16 protein-coding genes and 5 tRNA genes are annotated in these 18,568 nt (G+C 64.0%); 18 read left to right on the forward strand and 3 right to left on the reverse strand.

What is annotated here, in order from left to right:
- The first annotated feature begins 19 nt into the window (after positions 1-19).
- The 5 genes from GGR36_RS02585 (at position 20) to GGR36_RS02605 (ending at position 644) form a co-directional block, all read left to right on the forward strand.
- Positions 20-95: transfer RNA gene (locus GGR36_RS02585), tRNA-Ala, on the forward strand.
- Positions 96-126: 31 nt separating this feature from the next.
- A tRNA-Glu gene (locus GGR36_RS02590) sits at positions 127-202 on the forward strand.
- Positions 203-281: 79 nt separating this feature from the next.
- Positions 282-358 (forward strand) — tRNA-Asp (locus GGR36_RS02595).
- 54 nt (positions 359-412) lie between these two features.
- Positions 413-488 (forward strand) — tRNA-Glu (locus tag GGR36_RS02600).
- Positions 489-567: 79 nt separating this feature from the next.
- Positions 568-644: transfer RNA gene (locus GGR36_RS02605), tRNA-Asp, on the forward strand.
- Between the two features lie 25 nt (positions 645-669).
- On the opposite strand, the gene GGR36_RS02610 is transcribed toward GGR36_RS02605, so the two are convergent.
- Positions 670-2,013 (reverse strand): TAXI family TRAP transporter solute-binding subunit, encoded by a 1,344-nt coding sequence (locus GGR36_RS02610; protein ID WP_183631559.1) that lies wholly within the window; start codon positions 2,011-2,013, stop codon positions 670-672.
- Between the two features lie 104 nt (positions 2,014-2,117).
- On the opposite strand from GGR36_RS02610, the gene GGR36_RS02615 reads away from it, so the two are divergent.
- From GGR36_RS02615 to GGR36_RS02625, 3 genes are read left to right on the forward strand one after another with little or no spacing between them, the layout of a single operon-like run.
- A complete protein-coding gene (locus GGR36_RS02615; RefSeq protein ID WP_183631561.1) occupies positions 2,118-3,089 on the forward strand; it encodes a tRNA dihydrouridine synthase in 972 nt (323 codons plus the stop codon).
- A complete protein-coding gene (gene trmB / locus GGR36_RS02620) occupies positions 3,086-3,763 on the forward strand; it encodes a tRNA (guanine(46)-N(7))-methyltransferase TrmB (RefSeq protein WP_183634872.1) in 678 nt (225 codons plus the stop codon). Before GGR36_RS02615 ends, trmB begins: the two co-directional genes overlap by 4 nt.
- Positions 3,760-4,107 (forward strand): YkgJ family cysteine cluster protein, encoded by a 348-nt coding sequence (locus GGR36_RS02625; RefSeq protein ID WP_183631563.1) that lies wholly within the window; start codon positions 3,760-3,762, stop codon positions 4,105-4,107. Before trmB ends, GGR36_RS02625 begins: the two co-directional genes overlap by 4 nt.
- A gap of 45 nt (positions 4,108-4,152) precedes the next feature.
- Here the strand turns inward: GGR36_RS02625 and hpnE are convergent, their stop codons facing one another.
- Positions 4,153-5,481, reverse strand: a complete 1,329-nt coding sequence (gene hpnE, locus GGR36_RS02630) for a hydroxysqualene dehydroxylase HpnE (RefSeq protein WP_183631565.1) — start codon at positions 5,479-5,481, stop codon at positions 4,153-4,155.
- Complete coding sequence (locus GGR36_RS02635) at positions 5,478-6,023, reverse strand: NUDIX hydrolase (RefSeq protein WP_183631567.1); 546 nt, start codon at positions 6,021-6,023, stop codon at positions 5,478-5,480. The genes hpnE and GGR36_RS02635 overlap by 4 nt, the downstream gene beginning before the upstream one ends.
- A gap of 175 nt (positions 6,024-6,198) precedes the next feature.
- On the opposite strand from GGR36_RS02635, the gene GGR36_RS02640 reads away from it, so the two are divergent.
- The 10 genes from GGR36_RS02640 to GGR36_RS22065 all read left to right on the forward strand — a co-directional run bounded on the left by GGR36_RS02640 (position 6,199) and on the right by GGR36_RS22065 (position 18,542).
- A complete protein-coding gene (locus GGR36_RS02640) occupies positions 6,199-8,208 on the forward strand; it encodes a GGDEF domain-containing response regulator (RefSeq protein ID WP_207064322.1) in 2,010 nt (669 codons plus the stop codon).
- Between the two features lie 175 nt (positions 8,209-8,383).
- Positions 8,384-8,701, forward strand: coding sequence for a flagellar transcriptional regulator FlhD (gene flhD, locus GGR36_RS02645; RefSeq protein ID WP_183631572.1), 318 nt, complete (start codon positions 8,384-8,386; stop codon positions 8,699-8,701).
- Between the two features lie 10 nt (positions 8,702-8,711).
- Positions 8,712-9,260 carry a flagellar transcriptional regulator FlhC gene (flhC, locus tag GGR36_RS02650; protein ID WP_183631574.1) on the forward strand — a complete coding sequence of 183 codons (549 nt, stop codon included), beginning with the start codon at positions 8,712-8,714 and terminating at the stop codon, positions 9,258-9,260.
- 156 nt (positions 9,261-9,416) lie between these two features.
- The gene (gene motA / locus GGR36_RS02655; protein WP_183631576.1) at positions 9,417-10,271 is read left to right on the forward strand and encodes a flagellar motor stator protein MotA; all 855 of its coding nucleotides are present in this window, start codon (positions 9,417-9,419) and stop codon (positions 10,269-10,271) included.
- An 89-nt stretch (positions 10,272-10,360) separates the two neighbouring features.
- Positions 10,361-11,326, forward strand: coding sequence for a flagellar motor protein MotB (motB, locus tag GGR36_RS02660; RefSeq protein ID WP_183631578.1), 966 nt, complete (start codon positions 10,361-10,363; stop codon positions 11,324-11,326).
- A gap of 15 nt (positions 11,327-11,341) precedes the next feature.
- Positions 11,342-12,508, forward strand: coding sequence for a methyl-accepting chemotaxis protein (locus GGR36_RS02665; RefSeq protein WP_183631580.1), 1,167 nt, complete (start codon positions 11,342-11,344; stop codon positions 12,506-12,508).
- Between the two features lie 20 nt (positions 12,509-12,528).
- On the forward strand, positions 12,529-12,894 hold the full coding sequence (locus tag GGR36_RS02670) for a response regulator (RefSeq protein WP_183631582.1): 366 nt from the start codon (positions 12,529-12,531) through the stop codon (positions 12,892-12,894).
- 41 nt (positions 12,895-12,935) lie between these two features.
- Positions 12,936-15,221, forward strand: a complete 2,286-nt coding sequence (locus tag GGR36_RS02675) for a chemotaxis protein CheW (RefSeq protein ID WP_183631584.1) — start codon at positions 12,936-12,938, stop codon at positions 15,219-15,221.
- An 18-nt stretch (positions 15,222-15,239) separates the two neighbouring features.
- Positions 15,240-15,740 carry a chemotaxis protein CheW gene (locus tag GGR36_RS02680; RefSeq protein WP_242533104.1) on the forward strand — a complete coding sequence of 167 codons (501 nt, stop codon included), beginning with the start codon at positions 15,240-15,242 and terminating at the stop codon, positions 15,738-15,740.
- Between the two features lie 42 nt (positions 15,741-15,782).
- A complete protein-coding gene (locus tag GGR36_RS22065; protein WP_207064321.1) occupies positions 15,783-18,542 on the forward strand; it encodes a methyl-accepting chemotaxis protein in 2,760 nt (919 codons plus the stop codon).
- Positions 18,543-18,568: the final 26 nt, after the last annotated feature.

Consider the following 18,568-nt stretch of genomic DNA (forward strand, 5'->3'; position numbering starts at 1 on the left):
ATCTCATCTCTTTCGCGGCGGGGGTATAGCTCAGCTGGGAGAGCGCTTGCATGGCATGCAAGAGGTCAGCGGTTCGATCCCGCTTACCTCCACCAAACAAGCTTGCGAAAGAAAAAGTTGTACCGGGTCCCCATCGTCTAGAGGCCTAGGACACCGCCCTTTCACGGCGATAACCGGGGTTCGAATCCCCGTGGGGACGCCAAGTTTTTGGCGAAGGCAGCGAAAGCTGCCTTTGATTTCGGAACAGGCTGAACACTGATCCGAAAGTGCAGTTCAAGCGCGGAGTGGTAGTTCAGTCGGTTAGAATACCGGCCTGTCACGCCGGGGGTCGCGGGTTCGAGTCCCGTCCACTCCGCCAGTTTTGAAGAGGGCTGTTCCAGCGACAGCCTTTTTTATTTGAAAGTTGTACCGGGTCCCCATCGTCTAGAGGCCTAGGACACCGCCCTTTCACGGCGATAACCGGGGTTCGAATCCCCGTGGGGACGCCAACTTGTTGGCGAGGGCAGCGCAAGCTGCCTTTGATTTCGGAACAGGCTGAACACTGGTCCGAAAGAGCAGTTCAAGCGCGGAGTGGTAGTTCAGTCGGTTAGAATACCGGCCTGTCACGCCGGGGGTCGCGGGTTCGAGTCCCGTCCACTCCGCCAACCATCAGAAGGGCTGACCAAGTGGTCAGCCCTTCGCATTTCCGGCATCGCGTCGGAAGGTGGACTGCACTTCTGCGCGCGATTCTATGAAGCCGCGCACCAGAGCGATGTGCTCGCGCAGGATGTACAACTCGTTCGCATACGCGAGCGGAACTTTGCGGCGCAGCGCGCGTTGTTCGATTGCATCCAGTTGCGTTTGCCACCGCGGCACGTCTTTCGCCTCACCACGGCGCGCTTCCTCCTCGAGAAACTTGAGTTCGCCGTACCAGCGGTAGATGCGCGAACGCGCGTGCCAGCGCAGCAGCGCGGGCACGATGCGCAGGGCGGGCAGCAGGATCGCGATGAGCGGCAACAACGTCCAGATCAACCGGTCGACGAGCACCGCGGCCCAGAACGGCAGCACGCGTTGCAGTAGCGGCGGACCGGAACGGTAGAAGCGGGTGGCTTCGGAACTGGCCGGAAGCTCGTGGTCGCGCGCGGCCGGAAATTCATTGCCTTTCTCGAACAGCCCCGGCGCACGGTGGATTTCCTGCGCGGTCTGCATCAGCAACGCCACCAGCGCCGGATGCAGGTCGCTACGCGCGACAAGGTTCGCAGTCGGGGCGACGAGGGCGAGGTCCTCCGGTGGTTGATCGGCGATCAGATCGATCGCGCCGCGCGGTAAGGTCAGTCGCGTCAGATGCGGCATCAGGCGGGTGTAGGCATCGGCGTGGGCGAAGCCCATCAGCCGGACGCCTGGCATCTTCATCAACTTCTGGACAATCGGGGCTTGCGCGCCGTTCACGGTGATCAGTGCGTCCACCTTGCCGTTGGCCAGTGCCGCGATGGCGGCGTCACCGCCCAGCGGCAGCAGGTTCGGGTCGTCGGTTGGTATGCCGTTGGCGGCGAGGATTTCGAGTGCGAGCAATTGCGCGCCTCCGCCCTGTGCGCCCACTGCGATGCGATAGCCGCGCAGTTGCGCTACCCGGTCCGCCTGCAGGTCACCGCGCACGAACACCCACATCGGCTCGTAGTACATCGCGCCGAGCGTGACCAGATCGGTGGACTCCGGCTCGCGGACGATCCCGCCCTGCAGGAATCCGACATCGGCCTTGCCATCGACGCCTTTCAGGCGACGCAGGTTCTCGATCGTGCCACTTGATGGCTTGAGGACCAGCTTTACGCCCTGTTTTGCGAGCGCGTCGCGGTAGCGTTCCGCGAACAAGGCATAGGCGCCGCCAGGGGCGCCGGTGGTCATCGTCAGCGTTCGCGGCGGCATCGGCGCGAAGTAGTGCAGAACGAGCAGGATGCCGACGAGCGCGCCGACGAGTGCGGCGATGCTCCATAGGATCCACCGGTGTTGAGGCTGGAAGTGTTCTGGTGTGTGCATGGCCTTGCAGCCTAAGCGCCCGCAAGACATGCTGTCCAGCCCCCACGCCAGCGCTCCGGTAGAATGCGCGGCCCCCTAATTCCGCAACACCGCTGGATCACCCGATGCCCCGCTTGCTGCTCGCCCCGATGGAAGGAATGGTCGACGACCTGATGCGCGATGTGCTGACGCGCGTCGGTGGCTACGACCATTGCGTGACCGAGTTCGCGCGGGTGTCGGGTACGGTTTTGCCGGCACGGTGCTATACCCGTATCAGCCCCGAGTTGCTCAATGCAGGCCGCACCTTGGCGGGCACGCCGGTACGGGTGCAGTTGCTCGGCTCGGACCCCGCCTGCATGGGTGACAACGCGGCACGCCTTGCGACGCTTGCGCCGCCGGGCATCGATCTGAACTTCGGCTGCCCGGCGCCGACGGTCAACCGCCATCGGGGCGGCGCAGCGTTGCTGAACGAGCCGCATCTGCTGTTCGACATCGCCCGCGAAGTGCGTGCGGCGGTGCCGCGCGGCATTCCATTCACCGCGAAGATGCGGCTTGGCATCGACGATGCGTCGCGCGCCATCGAGTGCGCGCAGGCCCTTGCCGACGGCGGCGCCGAGGAGCTCGTGATTCACGCCCGCACCAAGGCAGACCGTTACAAGCCACCCGCGCACTGGGCGGAAATTGCGCGCGTCACTGACGTGGTCAAGGTACCGGTCGTGGCGAACGGTGAGGTGTGGTCGGTCGAAGACTGGCGACGTTGTCGCAGCGAAAGCGGCCGCAGCGACGTCATGCTCGGGCGCGGCGCCGTGGCCGATCCCTTTCTTGCTCGCAGGATCCGCGGTACCGCGCCCGCGACGCTTGCCGAATGCTGGAGCGAGTTGCTGGGTCTGCTCGCGGTCTACTGGCGCGCCGTGCTGACAAAGGTCGAAGCCAGGCATGCACCGGGGCGCCTGAAGCAGTGGTTGTTCCTGCTCGAGCGCAACTATCCGCAGGCGGCGCGCTTGCTCGCGGAAGTTCGACCGATGCGCGATGCCGGGCTCGTCGAGGCCGCGCTGATCCGGCACGGAGCGCCGATCTCGCTCGAGGCGGCTGCCTGATGTACGCCAACTCGCGTGGCATCACCAGCGCGCAGGACAGCGTGCACCGCAATCTCGATCGACTGCTGCAACGCCACCTTGCGAGTGGCTTCGAGCGACCGATCGGTGCGGCCACCCGCGATGCCTATGAGGCGGTGATGGCGGATTGGGACGGTCGCGCGCCGCTGCTGCTCGATGCAGGGTGCGGCGTCGGTTGGAGCACGCTCGCGCTCGGTCGTGCGCATCCGCAGCACTTCGTGATTGGCGTCGATCAGTCGGAGGACCGCATCTCGCGTGGCAAACCCGACGCACAGACGAACAACGTGCGATTCGTACGCGCCGATCTGGTGGACTTCTGGCGTCTGTTGCGCGATGCGAAGATCCGGCTCGATCGCCACTACCTGCTGTATCCGAATCCCTGGCCGAAGATCGGCCATCTGTCGCGGCGCTGGCACGGCCACGCGGTGTTTCCAGTCATCCCGCAACTGGGCGGCTTGATCGAACTGCGTACCAACTGGCAGATCTATGCCGACGAGTTCGCTTGGGCGATGGCGCGCGTCACCGGCAAAGAGAGCGCGCCCGCGCTTTACGAGGCTCTTGATCCGCTGACCCCTTTCGAGCGCAAGTACCGCGATTCCGGGCAGAGCCTCTGGCGCTATCAACTGGACCTGCGAGACGAGGGTGGCGCGCGATGAGTGACGCCTGTCGTGCCTGCGGTGCTTGCTGCGCCACTTTCGTTGTCAGCTTTCACATGTCCGAACGCGACGACCAGCCGGGCGGCATGGTGCCGGAGGCGCTCGCCGACGAAGAGACCGCATCGACCTGTCGCATGCGTGGCACCGATCGCGCGGCCCCGCGCTGCGTCGCGCTGGTGGGCAAGGTCGGTGAGGCCGTGCATTGCGGCATCTACGAATTCCGTCCTAGCCCGTGCCGCGAGTTTGCTCCGCACGGCTGGCTCGGTGTCAGCAACGCGGCCTGCAATCGCGCGCGTGCGCGGCATGGCCTCGTGGCGCTGCCCGATCCCTGTCCGCCGCGCTGAGGCCGCGGTTGGGCCGCGCTTAGGCCGCGATCAGGCCGAATTCGCTCAGTCGAAGGTAAACAGCTTCGGGGGCGCTACGCCGAGCGAGCGGAACACGGTGCGCGCCGCCTGCAGACCCGAGCGGACCGCACCTTCAAGCGTTGCCGGATAGTCCGAAGCGACATAGTCGCCGGCGAGCAGCAGATTCTTGACCGGGGTGATCGTGATCGGGCGGAACGCGCCCGGCTCGCAGGCAAACGTCGCGCGTTTCTCGGTGATGACCTGGGCCCACTTTGGCGAGGGCAGGTGGCCTGAATCGGGCACCATCAGTCGTTCGACGTCCTGATGCGCGCGCAGCGCGATTTCCTCACGGCTCAATTCGGTGTCGGCGGCGCTGATCACGCCCGCAAGCATGCCCGCCGGGCCACCCAGTTGGCCGCGATCGAACAGCCACTGCAGGAAGCCGCCATCGAGCCCGATCATCGGCCGTGCGAGGCGCAAGGGCGGGTCGTACGACAGGTAGACGGTTGTGATCGCTTCGTGCTGCATCGCCGCCAGTTGTTCGCGCAGACGTTCCATTTCGGAGAACTCGGCCGTCAGCGCAGGTACCTGCCACGGCGCGGTCGCAAGCACGACATGGCTGTAGCGCCCGTCGAAGGGGTCGCCTTCGAGCGCGAACGAATCATCTGCGCGGGCAATGCCGCGGATCTTCGTCATCGTGTGCACCGACTGCCCGTTGCGTGAAAGGAACAGCACCGCCGGCACCGGCAGCAATTCGGTGAGATCCACTTTGGGAATCAACACTTCCGACGCGCTGGCGCTGGCGGCGACGCTGTCGCGCAGTACGTTCGCAAAGATCTGCGCGGACGCCCGTTCGGCCGGGGTGTTGAGCGCGGCAATGCAGAGCGGTTCCCAGACCAGCCGACGCAGTGTTTCGGTTTGCTGTGCGCGCATCAGCAGGGCGCTGACGGTGATGTCTTCTGCGAGCTTGAATTTCGTTCGCTTGAGCAGGTTCAGCAGGCGCACTGCGGCGCGCCTGTCAGCCCAGTTGAGTCCCTTGGCCCGCAGCAAGCCTACGGCCAGGTGGAGGGGGGCGGGCAGGGCGGCGGCCTGCAGATCCAGCTTGCCCGGCACATGCACGAAGAAGGGTGCGCTGTAGAGCTTCTTCGGGCTGACCTTGAGCATGCGCAGCATGCGCAGCGTTTCGGTATAGGCGCCGACGAGGATGTGCTGGCCGTTATCGACCCGCCAGCCATCCTTCTCGACCACGCGGGCGCGCCCACCCAGCGTCGATGCGCCTTCGAACACCGTCACCCGGATATCGGCGCGCGCCAGCTCCACTGCGCAAGCAAGGCCCGACCAGCCCGCGCCGATCACTGCAACATGCGGACTCATGCGGCGGTCGCGGGGGCGGCGATGTCGGCGACGTGGAAGCGGAAGCTGCCAGCGCGCCGGTCTTCGTAGTACAGCCGCAAGGTCAGCGCGACCGAACGGAAGGCAAGCTCATCCCACGGAATCTCGGCTTCGGTGAAGAGGCGCGTCTCGAGCGATTCCTCGCCCGGTCGAAAGTCCAGATCGAGCAATCGGGCACGGTAAAGGATATGTACCTGGCTGATATGCGAGACGTTGATCAGCGAGTACATGTCACCCACGGCGATGCGCGCGCAGGCCTCTTCGGCGGTTTCTCGCGCGGCGGCTTCTGCGGTGGTCTCGTGGTTCTCCATGAAGCCTGCCGGCAGCGTCCACTTGCCGTGCCGTGGCTCGATCGCGCGGCGGCAGAGCAGGATCTTGTCCTCCCATTCCGGAATCGCACCGACCACCATCTTCGGATTGCTGTAGTGGATCGTGCCGCACGCGTCACAGACGTGGCGGGGCAGGGTGTCACCCGTTGGAATGCGCAGCACGACAGTGGCGCCGCAGTTGGAGCAGAAGTTCATGGCTGGAGGGCGGTTTGAAGGTACGGGCGCCGGGGCCGGCCGCCCAGGCTGCATCGATTCTAAACCAGCGCCCCGGCTCAGCGGCGCGCGACTGAAACGATGCGCCGCAGTACGAGGCTAAAGTTTTCTCAAGTGCGGCCGTTAGCGGGGTGTACGCCGAAGAAAGATTCATTGAATGAATGGTTGCCCCCCGATTTCAGCCCTTGACGTAAACCGGATCGAGCGGCTCAGACTTGCCGGTGATCTGCCATCGCCCAGGGGCGTGGCGCTTGCGATCATGCGCGCGGCGCAGTCGGACGACGTCTCGACCTCCGAACTGTCGCAAATCATCAAGACCGACCCTGCCTTCGTCGCCCGCGTGGTCAAGGCTGCGAATGGCGTGCTCGGGTTCGGCCGGCGCCCCGTTTCCTCGGTTCACGACGCACTGATGGTGCTGGGCTTGCCGGCGGTGCGCACGCTCGCACTCGGGTTCTCGCTGCTCTCGAACTATCGTACCGGCGGATGCCGTCAGTTCGACTACGAGGGGCTTTGGTCGTCGTCGCTGATGCGTGCGGTCGCAATGCAGGCAATCGTCAAGCGCACGCGGGTCGCGCCGCCGGATGAGGCTTACTGCATCGGCCTGCTGTCGCGGATCGGTGAGTTGGCGCTGGCGACGATCTATCCCGACCAATACGGCGAGTTGGCGGCTGAACCGAACGGCGATCCCGACGCTCTGCTGCAGCGGGAAAAAGCCGCCTTCGCGATTGATCACCTTGAACTCGGTGCGCTCATGTTGAGCGACTGGGGCATCCCGGAAGCCTACGTGACTGCCGTGTTGCATCACGAGCATCCGGTGCGCGCGCAGTTGCCGGACGATTCGCGTGAATCGGGCATGTGCATGGCGCTGGCACTGGCAGCGCAATTGGCGCGCTTCTGCGTCACGCCGGCAGTACAACAGCCCGCGCTGATCGGGCGCTTGCTGGAACTTGGGCGCGCCGTGGGCTACGACGCGCCAACGCTCTTCGAAACCTGTGATCTGGCTGCGCGTGAGTGGTCGGAATGGTGCGCACTGCTGCAGTTGCCGCTGTGCCCGATTGAACCTTTCGCGACGCTGGCCGAGCGTCCGTCAGTCGAGGCGCCGGCCGAAACGATCGCTAAAGAAGTGAAGCCTTCCGCAAGAACCGTCGACGATGTGACCGCAATGCCTCCCCGCGCCAACCACATGCGGGTACTGCTGGTCGAGAGTGACGCCGCGCTGCGCACGGGTGTCCGTGCTGTGCTTGACGGTGCCGGTCACGAAGTTCAGGAAGCCGACTCGGTTGCAATGGCCACCGAGCTCGCGCTGGTGATGCAGCCGCACATGATGATCATCGACTGGACCCTGCCGGATGGAAGCGGTCTGGGGCTGGTCGAGCGCCTGCGCCAGACTCGCATGGGGCGCAGCATCTATGTGCTCGTTCTGACCAGCCATGAAAACGAGCAGCGTCTGGTGGATGCGTTCGAATCGGGCGTAGACGACTTCATCACCAAGCCGATCAATGATCGCGTGCTGCTGGCGCGCCTGCGTGCAGGCCTGCGCGTTGTGCGCCTGCATCAGGAGGTAGAGCGTGACCGTGAAGAGGTCCGCCAGTTCGCTTCAGAACTGGCGATCTCGAATCGCCGCCTGTCCGAGACTGCACTCACAGATGCCCTGACCGGCTTCCCGAATCGACGCCACTTCCTCGAACGATTGAAGCAGGAGTGGTCGGCCGCGGGTCGCCACCATCGTCCGCTGGCATGCATGCTGGTGCGCGTGACCGGGTTCGGCCAGATCGCAGAAACCTACGGGCGTGAATTGGGCGACCGTGTCATCGCGCGAACCGCGGAAGTGCTCAAGCAATGCTTGCGCACGCACGACATCGTGGCGCGTGTCGGCGACGGGGAATTTGCGGTGCTCTGTCCGGACACGGCAGCAGGGCCGGCGCAGCTGGTGGCGCAGCGCATCTGTCGGCAGGTCGAAGAGAGCCCGGTTTCCTCGGGCAGGCTGCAGTTGAGTATCTCTGTCGAGATTGGCGTGGCGGCGCGTGACGACGCGATGGACTCCCCGGACGCGCTGATGAATCAGGCCTCAAGTGCGTTTGAGGGGGCAAAAGATTTGCAGGAATCTGCGGGCGCGAATTCCTCGCCGTCGCGCCCCGGTGGCGTGTTGGGCGCTGTAATGCATTGATTTAAAAGCGGTAATCCAGGTGTTTTTCGGCATGTAGGTGAAATTCCTACATGCTTGTGCGCGTTCGCGCCTACATGATTATCCGAACTCGCCCGACTCAAGTTTCTTTAAGGCCGCGGTACTGTTGCTTCCACACGATAAGTTGCCAAAAAGGCAACGGACTGAGGAGGTCACAATGCTTACCGCAAACCTGTCGGAAGAGATTCGCGAGCTGAATCTGTCTTACCTGATGCTGGCCCAGCGGCTGTTGCTGGAAGACCGGCAGTCAGGGATGTTCCGCCTCGGTCTGGGCGAAGACGCTGCCGATGTGATCGAAGCGCTCTCGCCGGCGCAGATTCTGCGCATGTCCTCCTCCGGCATGATGCTTTGCCAGGTCCGCTTCGACGAACGCCTGCTGCTCGAGCTGCTGTCCAATCATGAGCGTGAGCCGGCGGTGGCCAGCATTCACGCGGCGATCCTGGCGGCCAGCCGCCCGGTCGAAAATCTCGCCTGAGGCCGCGACCATGGCTACCCGCAGCGTGGTGCAGGACGCAATCGACACCCAGAGCGCGATCGAGATGATCCGCATGGGCGCCCGCATGCAGATGCTGGAAGCAGAGACCTCGCTCTCGCGCGAACGCCTGCTGCGGCTCTACAAGGAAGTGCGCGGCGAATCGCCGCCCAAGGGCATGCTGCCGTTCTCGACCGACTGGTTCATGACCTGGCAACAGAACATCCATGCCTCGCTGTTCATGGGGTTCCACCGCTTCCTGCAGGAACATGGCGGCCTGCGCGGGCTCGACACCATCCTGTCGGCGTACCGTCTCTACATCAAGCACTGTGAAGAGAATGATCTGGAGCGCGTGCTCAGCATCACCCGCGCCTGGACCCTGATCCGCTTTTTCGACGCCCACATGCTGCAGCTTGCCGGATGCACACGCTGTGGTGGCCGCTATGTTGCGCACGCCTACGACCCGACGCACGACTACGTCTGCGGGCTGTGCAACGTACCCTCGCGTGCGGGCAAGACCCGCCGCGCAGCCCCTCACGCCGAAGCCACAACAACAGTCTGACCTCCTCCTTGCTCGGCAAGGAGCTAAGCCGCCGTCACTTTCGTGTCGGCGGCTTTTTTTGCACTGCAACGGGTGCTCAAGTTTGTCTTGGCGACGCCGTTAGAGCACTGGTCGGGCGTCGAGGCTCGCGCGTTTCTGTAGGAAGGGCAGAAAGCAATGTTCCTGATCATCGGTTACGTGATCATCCTTGCCGCATCGGTCGGTACGTACGCCATTCACGGCAGTCTGGCCGCGCTGTGGGTGCCAACCGAGTACATCGCGATCTTCGGTCTGATGATCGGCGGTCTGGTCGCCGGCAACGGCATCAAGACCATCAAGTCGGTCGCCGGCGCGGTGCCAGGGGTGTTCAAGGGATCGCCCTACAACAAGGCGATGTACGTCGACCTGCTGGCAATGCTGTACGAGATTCTTGCCAAGGTGCGCAAGGAAGGCCTCATGTCGATCGAAGGCGACATCGAGAACCCCGACGGCAGCGCGATCTTCGGCAAGTATCCGAGCGTCACCGTCGATCACCACGCGATGGAATTCCTTACCGATTACCTGCGCATGATGGTGGGGGGCAACCTCAACGCCTTCGAAATCGAAAACCTGATGGACATGGAAATCGAGACCCACCATCAGGAAGCCCACACCCCGGTGCACGCGGTCACCAAGATGGCCGACGGCGTGCCGGCCTTCGGTATCGTCGTCGCGGTGATGGGGGTGGTGAACGTGATGGGCTCGGTCGGCCAACCGCCGGCGGTGCTCGGCAAGATGATCGGTGGCGCGCTGGTCGGCACCTTCCTCGGCATCCTGCTTTCCTACGGTTTCGTCGGTCCGCTCGCGGGTCAGCTCGAACAGAAGATGGAAGAGGGCGGCAAGATCTACCAGTGCATGAAGGTGGTGTTGCTCGCGAGCATGAACGGCTACGCGCCGCAGGTAGCGATCGAATTCGGTCGCAAGGTGCTGTTCTCGACCGACCGCCCGAGCTTCAAGGAGCTCGAAGAAGAAATCAAGAATCGGAAAAAGTAAGGCGCCGTCGGCGCCGCGCCCGCGTGGGCGGCTGCGGCGCCAAACGATGGTTCAAGACTTTCGACGCATAGTTCGCCCAAGACCGGTACATGGCCGAAGCAACCCAACAACCCATTGTCGTCAAGCGGATCAAGAAAGGCGGCGGCGGCGCGCACGGCGGTGCGTGGAAGATCGCCTATGCCGACTTCGTGACCGCGATGATGGCGTTCTTCCTGCTGATGTGGCTGCTCGGTTCGACCACCGAGGGCGACCTCAAGGGCATCTCGGACTACTTCCAGGCGCCACTGAAGATGTCGATGCAAGGGGGCCTCGGCACCGGGGATGCAACCTCGGTGATCCCCGGCGGCGGCAACGATCTGACCAAGTCCGTCGGCCAGGTCGCCAACGCCGACTACGACCAGCCCAAGAAGCGCATCAGGCAGCCGAAGATCATGCCGGCCGACAACGAGTCGATCGAGCGTGCCCGCTTCGAGGAAATCAAGCAGAACCTCGAAGCGATGATCGAGGCTTCACCAGTGCTGCGGCCCTTCGCCAAGCAGTTACTGCTCGACATCACCTCCGAAGGTCTGCGCATCCAGATCGTCGACGAGAAGAACCGCCCGATGTTTGACAGCGGCGGCGCAACGCTCAAGCCCTACACGCGCGAAATCCTGCGCGCGATCGCGGTGACGCTGCACGAGGTGGGTAACCGTATCAGCGTCTCCGGCCATACCGACGCCACGCCGTATGCGGCAGGCGATCGCGGTATCGGCAACTGGGAACTCTCGGCCGACCGCGCCAACACCTGCCGGCGCGAACTGGTCTTTGGTGGTCTCGGCGAAGACCGCATCGCGCGGGTGGTCGGCCTCGCGGCGACGATTCCGCTGAAGGCGGAAGACCCTTACGACGCGATCAACCGCCGCATCAGCATCGTTGTGCTCAACAAGCGCGCAGAAGAGCAGATCGCCAATGCCGGCCGCACGCTTGAAGTCTCGGGTCAGGCACCGTCGGCCGACCAAGTCGGGCGGGAAGTGGGGGCGCAGCCGGAACGTGCGCCGCAGGAATCACAGCGTTGAGAGGATGAGGGAGCCATGAAACTCTCAAGAACAGCCGCGCTCGGGCTAGGCATCGGATGGACCGTCGTGGCGACAGGCCTCGCCTGGGCTATGAGCTGGTCGGCACTCGTCGCCGGGGCTGCCGCAGCGCTTGGCTGGATCGCAGCCGTCTTCGGGCTCGCGGCCACCGTGGATGATGCGAAGAAACCCGCAGTCACACCCCCACAGGTTCCGCCGGTATTGCCGGAAACACTTGGCGCGGCGAGCCAGGGTGCCGCCGATCAATTGCTGGCGATTCGCGACGAGATCAATCGGGTGCGCACCCTCTTGCAGGACGCGATCGCCAAGCTGAGCGCCAGCTTTACCGGCATGCATGCGCATACCCGCGCGCAGCAGGAGATCGCGCTGCAGATCACCTCACAGGGAGCGGGCGACGATTCACAGGATAGCTTCGACCGTTTCATCTCCAATACCTCCGACGTGATGCAGCGGATTGTCGATAGCGTGATCGAGAACAGCCGCATTGCGATGGAACTGGTGGAACTGACCGACACCATTTCAAAGCGCGCCAACGACGTCGAACAAATCCTCGGGGAGATCGGCGCGATTGCAAAACAGACCAACCTGCTCGCCTTGAACGCCGCTATCGAGGCCGCACGCGCAGGCGAAGCGGGTCGCGGATTCGCGGTGGTGGCGGACGAAGTGCGCGACCTGTCTGCGCGTACCGCCGCGTTCTCCAAACAGATCGGTGGCCTCATGCAGTCGATGCGCGACGGGGTGCGCCAGACCGAGAGCGCGATTTCCCAAATGGCCTCGCAGGACATGACCTTCGCGCTCAACTCGAAGGGTCAGGTCGAAGAGGTGCTCGCCACCGTCGAGCGCATCAACCACCAGCGCCAGCAGGGCGTCGCGCAACTGTCCGAGCATTCGACGGCGATGGACAGTGAAGTTGGTCGCGCGATCACCGCAATGCAGTTCCAGGACATGGTGTCGCAGCTGGTCGGCCATGTGATCGAACGTGTCGACGGGCTCGACCGCCTCACCAAGGCACTCGCCGAACTGGCGGGCGCGACAGATCGGCCGGGTGACATCGATCGTGCAGCGACGGCGCTGCAAGCCCAGGTGTCCGCACTGCCGGCGATCAAGGATGTGCATTCCGTTAATCAGGCTCGCATCGCGGTCGGCGATGTCGAGCTGTTCTGACCTGCAGGGAGAAGCAAAAAATGGCGAAGACGGTTCTCACCGTGGATGACTCGGCCTCGATCCGGCAGATGGTCTCTTTCACGCTCAAGAGCGCGGGCTACGACGTACTCGAAGCGGTCGACGGCATGGACGGGCTCGACAAAGCGAAAAGCCGCCAGGTCGACCTGGTGCTCACCGACCAGAATATGCCGCGCATGGACGGGCTCAGCCTGATCAAGCAACTGCGCGGGCAGCCGCAGTACCGCACGGTACCGATCCTGATGCTCACCACCGAATCCTCCGACACGATGAAGCAGCAGGGCCGCGCCGCGGGGGCGACCGGCTGGCTGGTCAAACCCTTCGACCCGCAGAAACTGATCGAAGTGGTCAAGAAAGTGATCGGCTAAGTCGCGATCTGCCTGCGCAGGCGAGCAATGGGGGAGGCAGCATGTCCTTTGACATGAGCCAGTTCCACGAGGTGTTCTTCGAGGAATCTCGTGAGCACCTGGAGAGCATGGAATCCTTGCTTCTGGCGGTGGATGTTCACGCGCCGGAAAGCAGCGACATGAATGCGATATTCCGCGCGGCCCATTCGATCAAGGGTTCGGCGGCAACCTTCGGTTTTACCGACGTGGCCGAACTTACCCACGTCATGGAAACGCTGCTCGATCTGGTGCGCAACAACGCCATCGCGCTGACCGAAGAGATGGTCGATGCCTGCCTGGCCGCCGGGGATGTGCTGAGGGTGTTGCTCGACGCGCACCAGGGGCATGGCGAACCCGACCACGTCGCCGCCGAGGCGATCCGCCAGCGCCTCGCGGTGCTGGCCGACGGTGCGCCACGTAGCGGGGAAGCCACCGCCAAGGGGGGTGTCGGCAGTCGCAAGCAGACCTATCAGCTCGGGTTCGCGGTAACAGCTGGCGACCAGCGCGGCGAGCAGGGCATCGAGAACCTGCTCAACGAGTTACGTGAATTGGGCGAGGTGCTGGAAACGCAGCCCCCCGCAGACGGCGCCAGCACCTGGCAGGTGAAACTGGCCAGTGACGTCGACGCCGACACGCTGCGCTCGGTACTGGAATTTGTCGCCGACAGCGCGTCGGTCACCGTCGAACAACTCGGCGGGCAGGGCAAGACTGCCGATGCAGCGCCCGACGCCTACGGATTTTTCGACGCGGCACCCGGTGCGCCAGCGCAGGAAGAAACCGCCTACGGTTTCTTCGAACCGCTCCCTGCCGCCGCGCCCGCCGCCGCAGTCGAGGAAGCCTACGGCTTCTTCGAACCCCTGCCAGGCGAAGCTGCCGCAGCCCCGGCGGTGAAATCGGCCGGTAGTGATGACGCTTACGGTTTCTTCGAACCCATTTCGACGCCGACCAGCAGCGCCGATGCGGCCGACGGTTCCTATGGATTCTTCGAGCCGATCCGGCAGCCGGCGCCCGAGGTGCTTGCCGCGGCCGCGCCGCTGCCTGCGACCCAACCCGCGCCGGGCAAGCCTGCCGCCGCAGCGCCGGCCGCGGTGCGCGAGGCGGGCGCCGCCAAGCCTGCCGCACGTGGCGACACCGGCTCGATCCGGGTCAATATCGAACGGGTCGATCAGATGATCAACCTCGTCGGGGAACTGGTGATCACCCAGGCGATGATCAGCCAGGCCGCCGGCTCGCTCGACCCGGTGCTTTACGAACGCCTGCACAGCGGCATTGCGCTGCTCGAACGCAACACGCGCGACCTGCAGGAATCGGTGATGTCGATCCGCATGTTGCCGATCTCGACCGTCTTCAACCGATTCCCGCGCGTGGTGCGCGACCTATCCGGCAAGCTCGGCAAGAAGGTCGAGCTGGTTACCAGCGGCGAGCACACCGAACTCGACAAGGGTTTGGTCGAACTGATCTCCGATCCGCTCACCCACCTGATCCGCAACAGCCTCGACCACGGCATCGAATCGCCCGAGCGGCGGCGCGAATCGGGCAAGAGTGAAACCGGTCGCATCAATCTGCGTGCCTACCACCAGAGCGGCAACATCGTGATCGAAGTGGCCGACGACGGCGCCGGTCTCAATCGCAACCGCATCCTCGAAAAAGCACGCGAGCGGGGCTTGCCGGCCTCCGATGCGATGTCCGATCAGGACGTATGGCAACTGATCTTCGAACCGGGGTTTTCTACCGCGGATCAGGTCACCGATGTGTCCGGCCGCGGTGTCGGGATGGACGTGGTCAAGCGCAACATCGGTTCGCTGGGCGGTCGCATCGAGCTCGATTCGATGCTGGGCGTCGGCACCCGGGTGACGGTGCGGCTTCCGTTGACGCTGGCGATTCTCGACGGCATGTCTGTCGGCATTGCGGGCGAGACCTACATCATTCCGCTCGACTATGTGGTCGAGTCGCTGCAGCCGACACCGGCCATGCTCAAGGCCGTGTCGGGTGTCGAACGCTTGCTCGACGTGCGCGGCGAATACCTGCCGATCGTCGATCTGCACGAAGCCTTCGAGACCCCCGGCGAGCGCGGTGCCTACGACGGCGGCATCATGGTGATCATCGAATCGGACGGCAACAAGGCTGCTGCCTTCGTCGACGAACTGATCGGTCAGCACCAGGTCGTCATCAAGAGTCTGGAAGCGAACTACCGCAGGGTGCCGGGCATTTCCGGCGCCACCATCATGGGCGACGGCCACGTCGCGCTGATCCTTGATCCCCCGCAGCTGGTAAGCATGGCGCGCCGCGCCAGCCAGAACGCTGCCTGAAAGCCAGTGGAGACAAGCATGGTCGAAGCCAACATGCAACTGACGGTCGCCCAGGAGGGCAGGGTCATCGCCGGCGAGTTCCTGACCTTCACGCTGGGCGGCGAGGAATACGCGATCGACATCCTCAAGGTGCAGGAGATCCGCGGCTACGACGCGGTAACCCGCATCGCTGGCGCGCCGGAGTTCATCAAGGGTGTCATAAACCTGCGCGGCATCATCGTGCCGATCGTCGATCTGCGGATCAAGTTCAAGGCCGGCAGCGCGGAGTTCACGCCTTTCACCGTGGTGATCATCCTGAACGTCGGCACGCGTGTCGTCGGCGTCGTGGTCGACGGCGTGTCGGACGTGCTGACCCTGGCGCCGGAGCAGATCCGGCCGGCACCGGAGTTCACTTCGGCCATCCGTACCGAATACATCCTCGGGCTTGCCTCGGTGGCCGAGCGGATGCTGATCCTGCTCGACATCGAACGGCTGATGAGCGCCAGCGAAATGGCGCTGGTCGACGAAGCCATCCTCTGAATCCGTCCATCCCACGTCCCAGATTTCGCCCGGAGAAGCGTGATGCAAGCTTTCCTCAAACCCGCGCTGTCGTTGATGAACCGCATGGCGGTCGCACGCAAGTTTGCGTTGATCGGTGTGATCGTCCTGTTGGCGCTCGGCTTCATGGCCTGGCATTTGAACAAGCGCATTGCCACCGATCTTGAGTTTTCCGAGATGGAATCGCTGACGGCGCATTATTACTTTCCGCTGCGGCAGATGATGGAGTTCGTGCAGACCCATCGCGGCCAGGCCCGGCAGGTACTGATGGGCAACGAGGCCGCCAAGGCGAAGCTCAAGGAAGCAGCCGACAAGGTCGAGGCCGCGATCAAGGCCGAGGACGAAGTGATTGCGCATGAAGGGCACCGCTTCGGGCTCGACGAACCTTGGGGCAAGATCAAGCAGGAGTGGGCCAACGTCCAGCAGCGCGCCGTGAGTGTGAGCGCCGACGAGTCGGTCAAGCTCCATTCCGATCTGATCGGGCATATCGTCGACCTGATCGGAACTGTCGCCGACAACACGAACGCTACCCTCGACCCCGAGGTGACCACTTACTATCTGATGACCATCTTCGCGCAGGACGGGCCGGGCGTGATCGAGGCGGTGGGCCGCATGCGCGCGCGTACCGTTTCGGCGATCCTCGCTAAGCAGGTCAGCGTCGCAGATCGGGTCGACATCGCGGTTCAGCAGAGCGCGATTTCGCGCGGCATGCGCGACCTCGATCTGGCCCTGCAGAAGGCGCTGGCGGCCGACGCGAGCGGGGTGATCAAGGAGAAGGTTGCACCGAAGGCTGAAGCGTTCAACAGCAAGCTCAAGGCGGCGCTCGAACTATCGGCGCGAATTCTCGCCGCGGACAAGGTCGATGGCACGCCGGATGAAGTGTGGAGCGTCACTTCTGCCGCCGTGCAGTCGGGCAATGCGCTGCTGGATGCGGCAGCGGACACCTTCGACCAATCGATCGACAGTCGGGTCGAGCGTCTGACGCACGAACGGCAAGCGATTTTCGCTGTGTTTGCAGCGGCGGTGGCGGTGGCGCTTTACCTGTTCCTCGGCTTCCGTGCCGGCATGCTCGCTGCGATCGGCAGCATCCAGAGCGGTGCCCGGCGCATCTCGCAGGGTGACCTTTCTCTGGATGTGCATGTCCCGTCGCAAGACGAATTCGGTGCGATCGCGGTGACGCTCAACACCATGCGAACGCAGCTCAAGGAGCGCACCGAGCGCGAACAAGCGGCGGCAGCCGAGAACCTGCGCATCCGCAATGCGCTGGACAAGACCTCGACCAATGTGATGTTGGCCGACAACGAGGGGAAGATCCTCTACTGCAATGAGTCGGTCACCGTCATGTTGTCGGGCGTGGAAGCTGAGTTGCGCAAGGCGCTGCCGCAGTTCCGTGCGAACGACATCGTGGGACGCAACTTCGACGAGTTCCACCGCAATCCCTCGCACCAGCGCAACCTGCTGGGCGGCTTGCGCGGCAAGCATGTCAGCAACATCAAGGTCGGGCCGCTGAGTTTCCGTTTGACGGCCAACCCGATTACCGATGTGGGCGGGCAGCGCTTGGGTACGGTGATTGAATGGCTCGACCGAACGGCCGAGGTCAAGGCGGAGGAGGAGCTTGCCGGCTTGCTCAAGGCGGCACTCGATGGCGACTTTGAAAAACGGCTGTCAGTGGCCGACAAGGAAGGCTTCTTCCGGCAACTGGCCGAAGCAATGAATCAACTGCTGGGTGTGGTCTCGGGTGGCCTCGAAGACATTGCCCGGGTGCTCAACGCCATCGCGTCGGGCGACCTGACGGTGCGTATCACCTCTGACTATCAGGGCCTGTTCGGGCGTCTGAAGGATGACACCAATTCCACCGTCGATCGCCTGAACGATGTGCTGGGTCGCATCCGCGAGGCCAGTGACGCGGTGAACACGGCGGCGCAAGAGATCGCGGCGGGCAATTCCGACCTCTCCGGCCGCACCGAAGAGCAGGCTTCGAGTCTGGAAGAGACTGCGTCGAGCATGGAAGAACTCAACACCACGGTGAAGCAGAACGCGGACAACGCCGCGCAGGCCAACAAGCTTGCGATGCAGTCCAACGAGGTGGTGCAGCAAGGCGGGGCGCAGGTGCGCAAGGTCGTGACGACCATGGATGCGATCCAGAGCAGCGCCACCAAGATCGCGGACATCATCGGGGTGATCGATTCGATTGCCTTCCAGACCAACATCCTGGCGCTGAACGCCGCGGTCGAGGCTGCGCGAGCGGGCGAGCAGGGTCGTGGCTTTGCGGTGGTGGCTTCCGAGGTGCGCAACCTCGCGCAACGCAGCGCGCAGGCCGCCAAGGAGATCAAGGGCCTGATTGCCGATAGCGTTGAAAAGGTTGGCGAGGGCGCACGCGAAGTGCGCGACGCCGGCGCCACCATCAACACGATGGTCAGCAGTTTCGAAGAACTGGCGCGCCTTGTGACGGACATCTCGCAGGCGAGCCGCGAACAGGCTTCGGGTATCGAGCAGGTGTCGGCCGCGGTTGGCCAGATGGACGAAGTGACACAGCAGAACGCTGCGCTGGTCGAACAAGCGGCCGCGGCGGCCGAAAGTCTGGAAGAGCAGGCGCGCGCGCTGGCCGGTGCAGTCGCTGCGTTCCGGCTCGATGGCCAGGCGGCAGGGGCCTCGCCGATGGTCGAAGCGGTGCGCTCTCCGGTGCGTTCAGCCACCGCCGCTCGTATGGCGTCGGTGGCGCCGGCGCCGGCCAAGCCCCGCAAGAAACCAGCACCCAGCGAATCGGACTGGCAGGAATTCTGATCGACGCTCTGACCACTACACGAAAG

Source organism: Niveibacterium umoris (genome assembly GCF_014197015.1).
GTDB classification, from domain to species: Bacteria; Pseudomonadota; Gammaproteobacteria; order Burkholderiales; family Rhodocyclaceae; genus Niveibacterium; species Niveibacterium umoris.

Coding starts and splice junctions, on each gene's coding strand:
- GGR36_RS02610 (WP_183631559.1), bottom strand. CDS start 2,013: ATGCACACACCAGAACACTTCCAGCCTCAACACCGGTGGATCCTATGG.
- GGR36_RS02615 (WP_183631561.1), top strand. CDS start 2,118: ATGCCCCGCTTGCTGCTCGCCCCGATGGAAGGAATGGTCGACGACCTG.
- GGR36_RS02625 (WP_183631563.1), top strand. CDS start 3,760: ATGAGTGACGCCTGTCGTGCCTGCGGTGCTTGCTGCGCCACTTTCGTT.
- hpnE (WP_183631565.1), bottom strand. CDS start 5,481: ATGAGTCCGCATGTTGCAGTGATCGGCGCGGGCTGGTCGGGCCTTGCT.
- GGR36_RS02635 (WP_183631567.1), bottom strand. CDS start 6,023: ATGAACTTCTGCTCCAACTGCGGCGCCACTGTCGTGCTGCGCATTCCA.
- GGR36_RS02640 (WP_207064322.1), top strand. CDS start 6,199: ATGAATGGTTGCCCCCCGATTTCAGCCCTTGACGTAAACCGGATCGAG.
- flhD (WP_183631572.1), top strand. CDS start 8,384: ATGCTTACCGCAAACCTGTCGGAAGAGATTCGCGAGCTGAATCTGTCT.
- flhC (WP_183631574.1), top strand. CDS start 8,712: ATGGCTACCCGCAGCGTGGTGCAGGACGCAATCGACACCCAGAGCGCG.
- motA (WP_183631576.1), top strand. CDS start 9,417: ATGTTCCTGATCATCGGTTACGTGATCATCCTTGCCGCATCGGTCGGT.
- motB (WP_183631578.1), top strand. CDS start 10,361: ATGGCCGAAGCAACCCAACAACCCATTGTCGTCAAGCGGATCAAGAAA.
- GGR36_RS02665 (WP_183631580.1), top strand. CDS start 11,342: ATGAAACTCTCAAGAACAGCCGCGCTCGGGCTAGGCATCGGATGGACC.
- GGR36_RS02670 (WP_183631582.1), top strand. CDS start 12,529: ATGGCGAAGACGGTTCTCACCGTGGATGACTCGGCCTCGATCCGGCAG.
- GGR36_RS02675 (WP_183631584.1), top strand. CDS start 12,936: ATGTCCTTTGACATGAGCCAGTTCCACGAGGTGTTCTTCGAGGAATCT.
- GGR36_RS02680 (WP_242533104.1), top strand. CDS start 15,240: ATGGTCGAAGCCAACATGCAACTGACGGTCGCCCAGGAGGGCAGGGTC.
- GGR36_RS22065 (WP_207064321.1), top strand. CDS start 15,783: ATGCAAGCTTTCCTCAAACCCGCGCTGTCGTTGATGAACCGCATGGCG.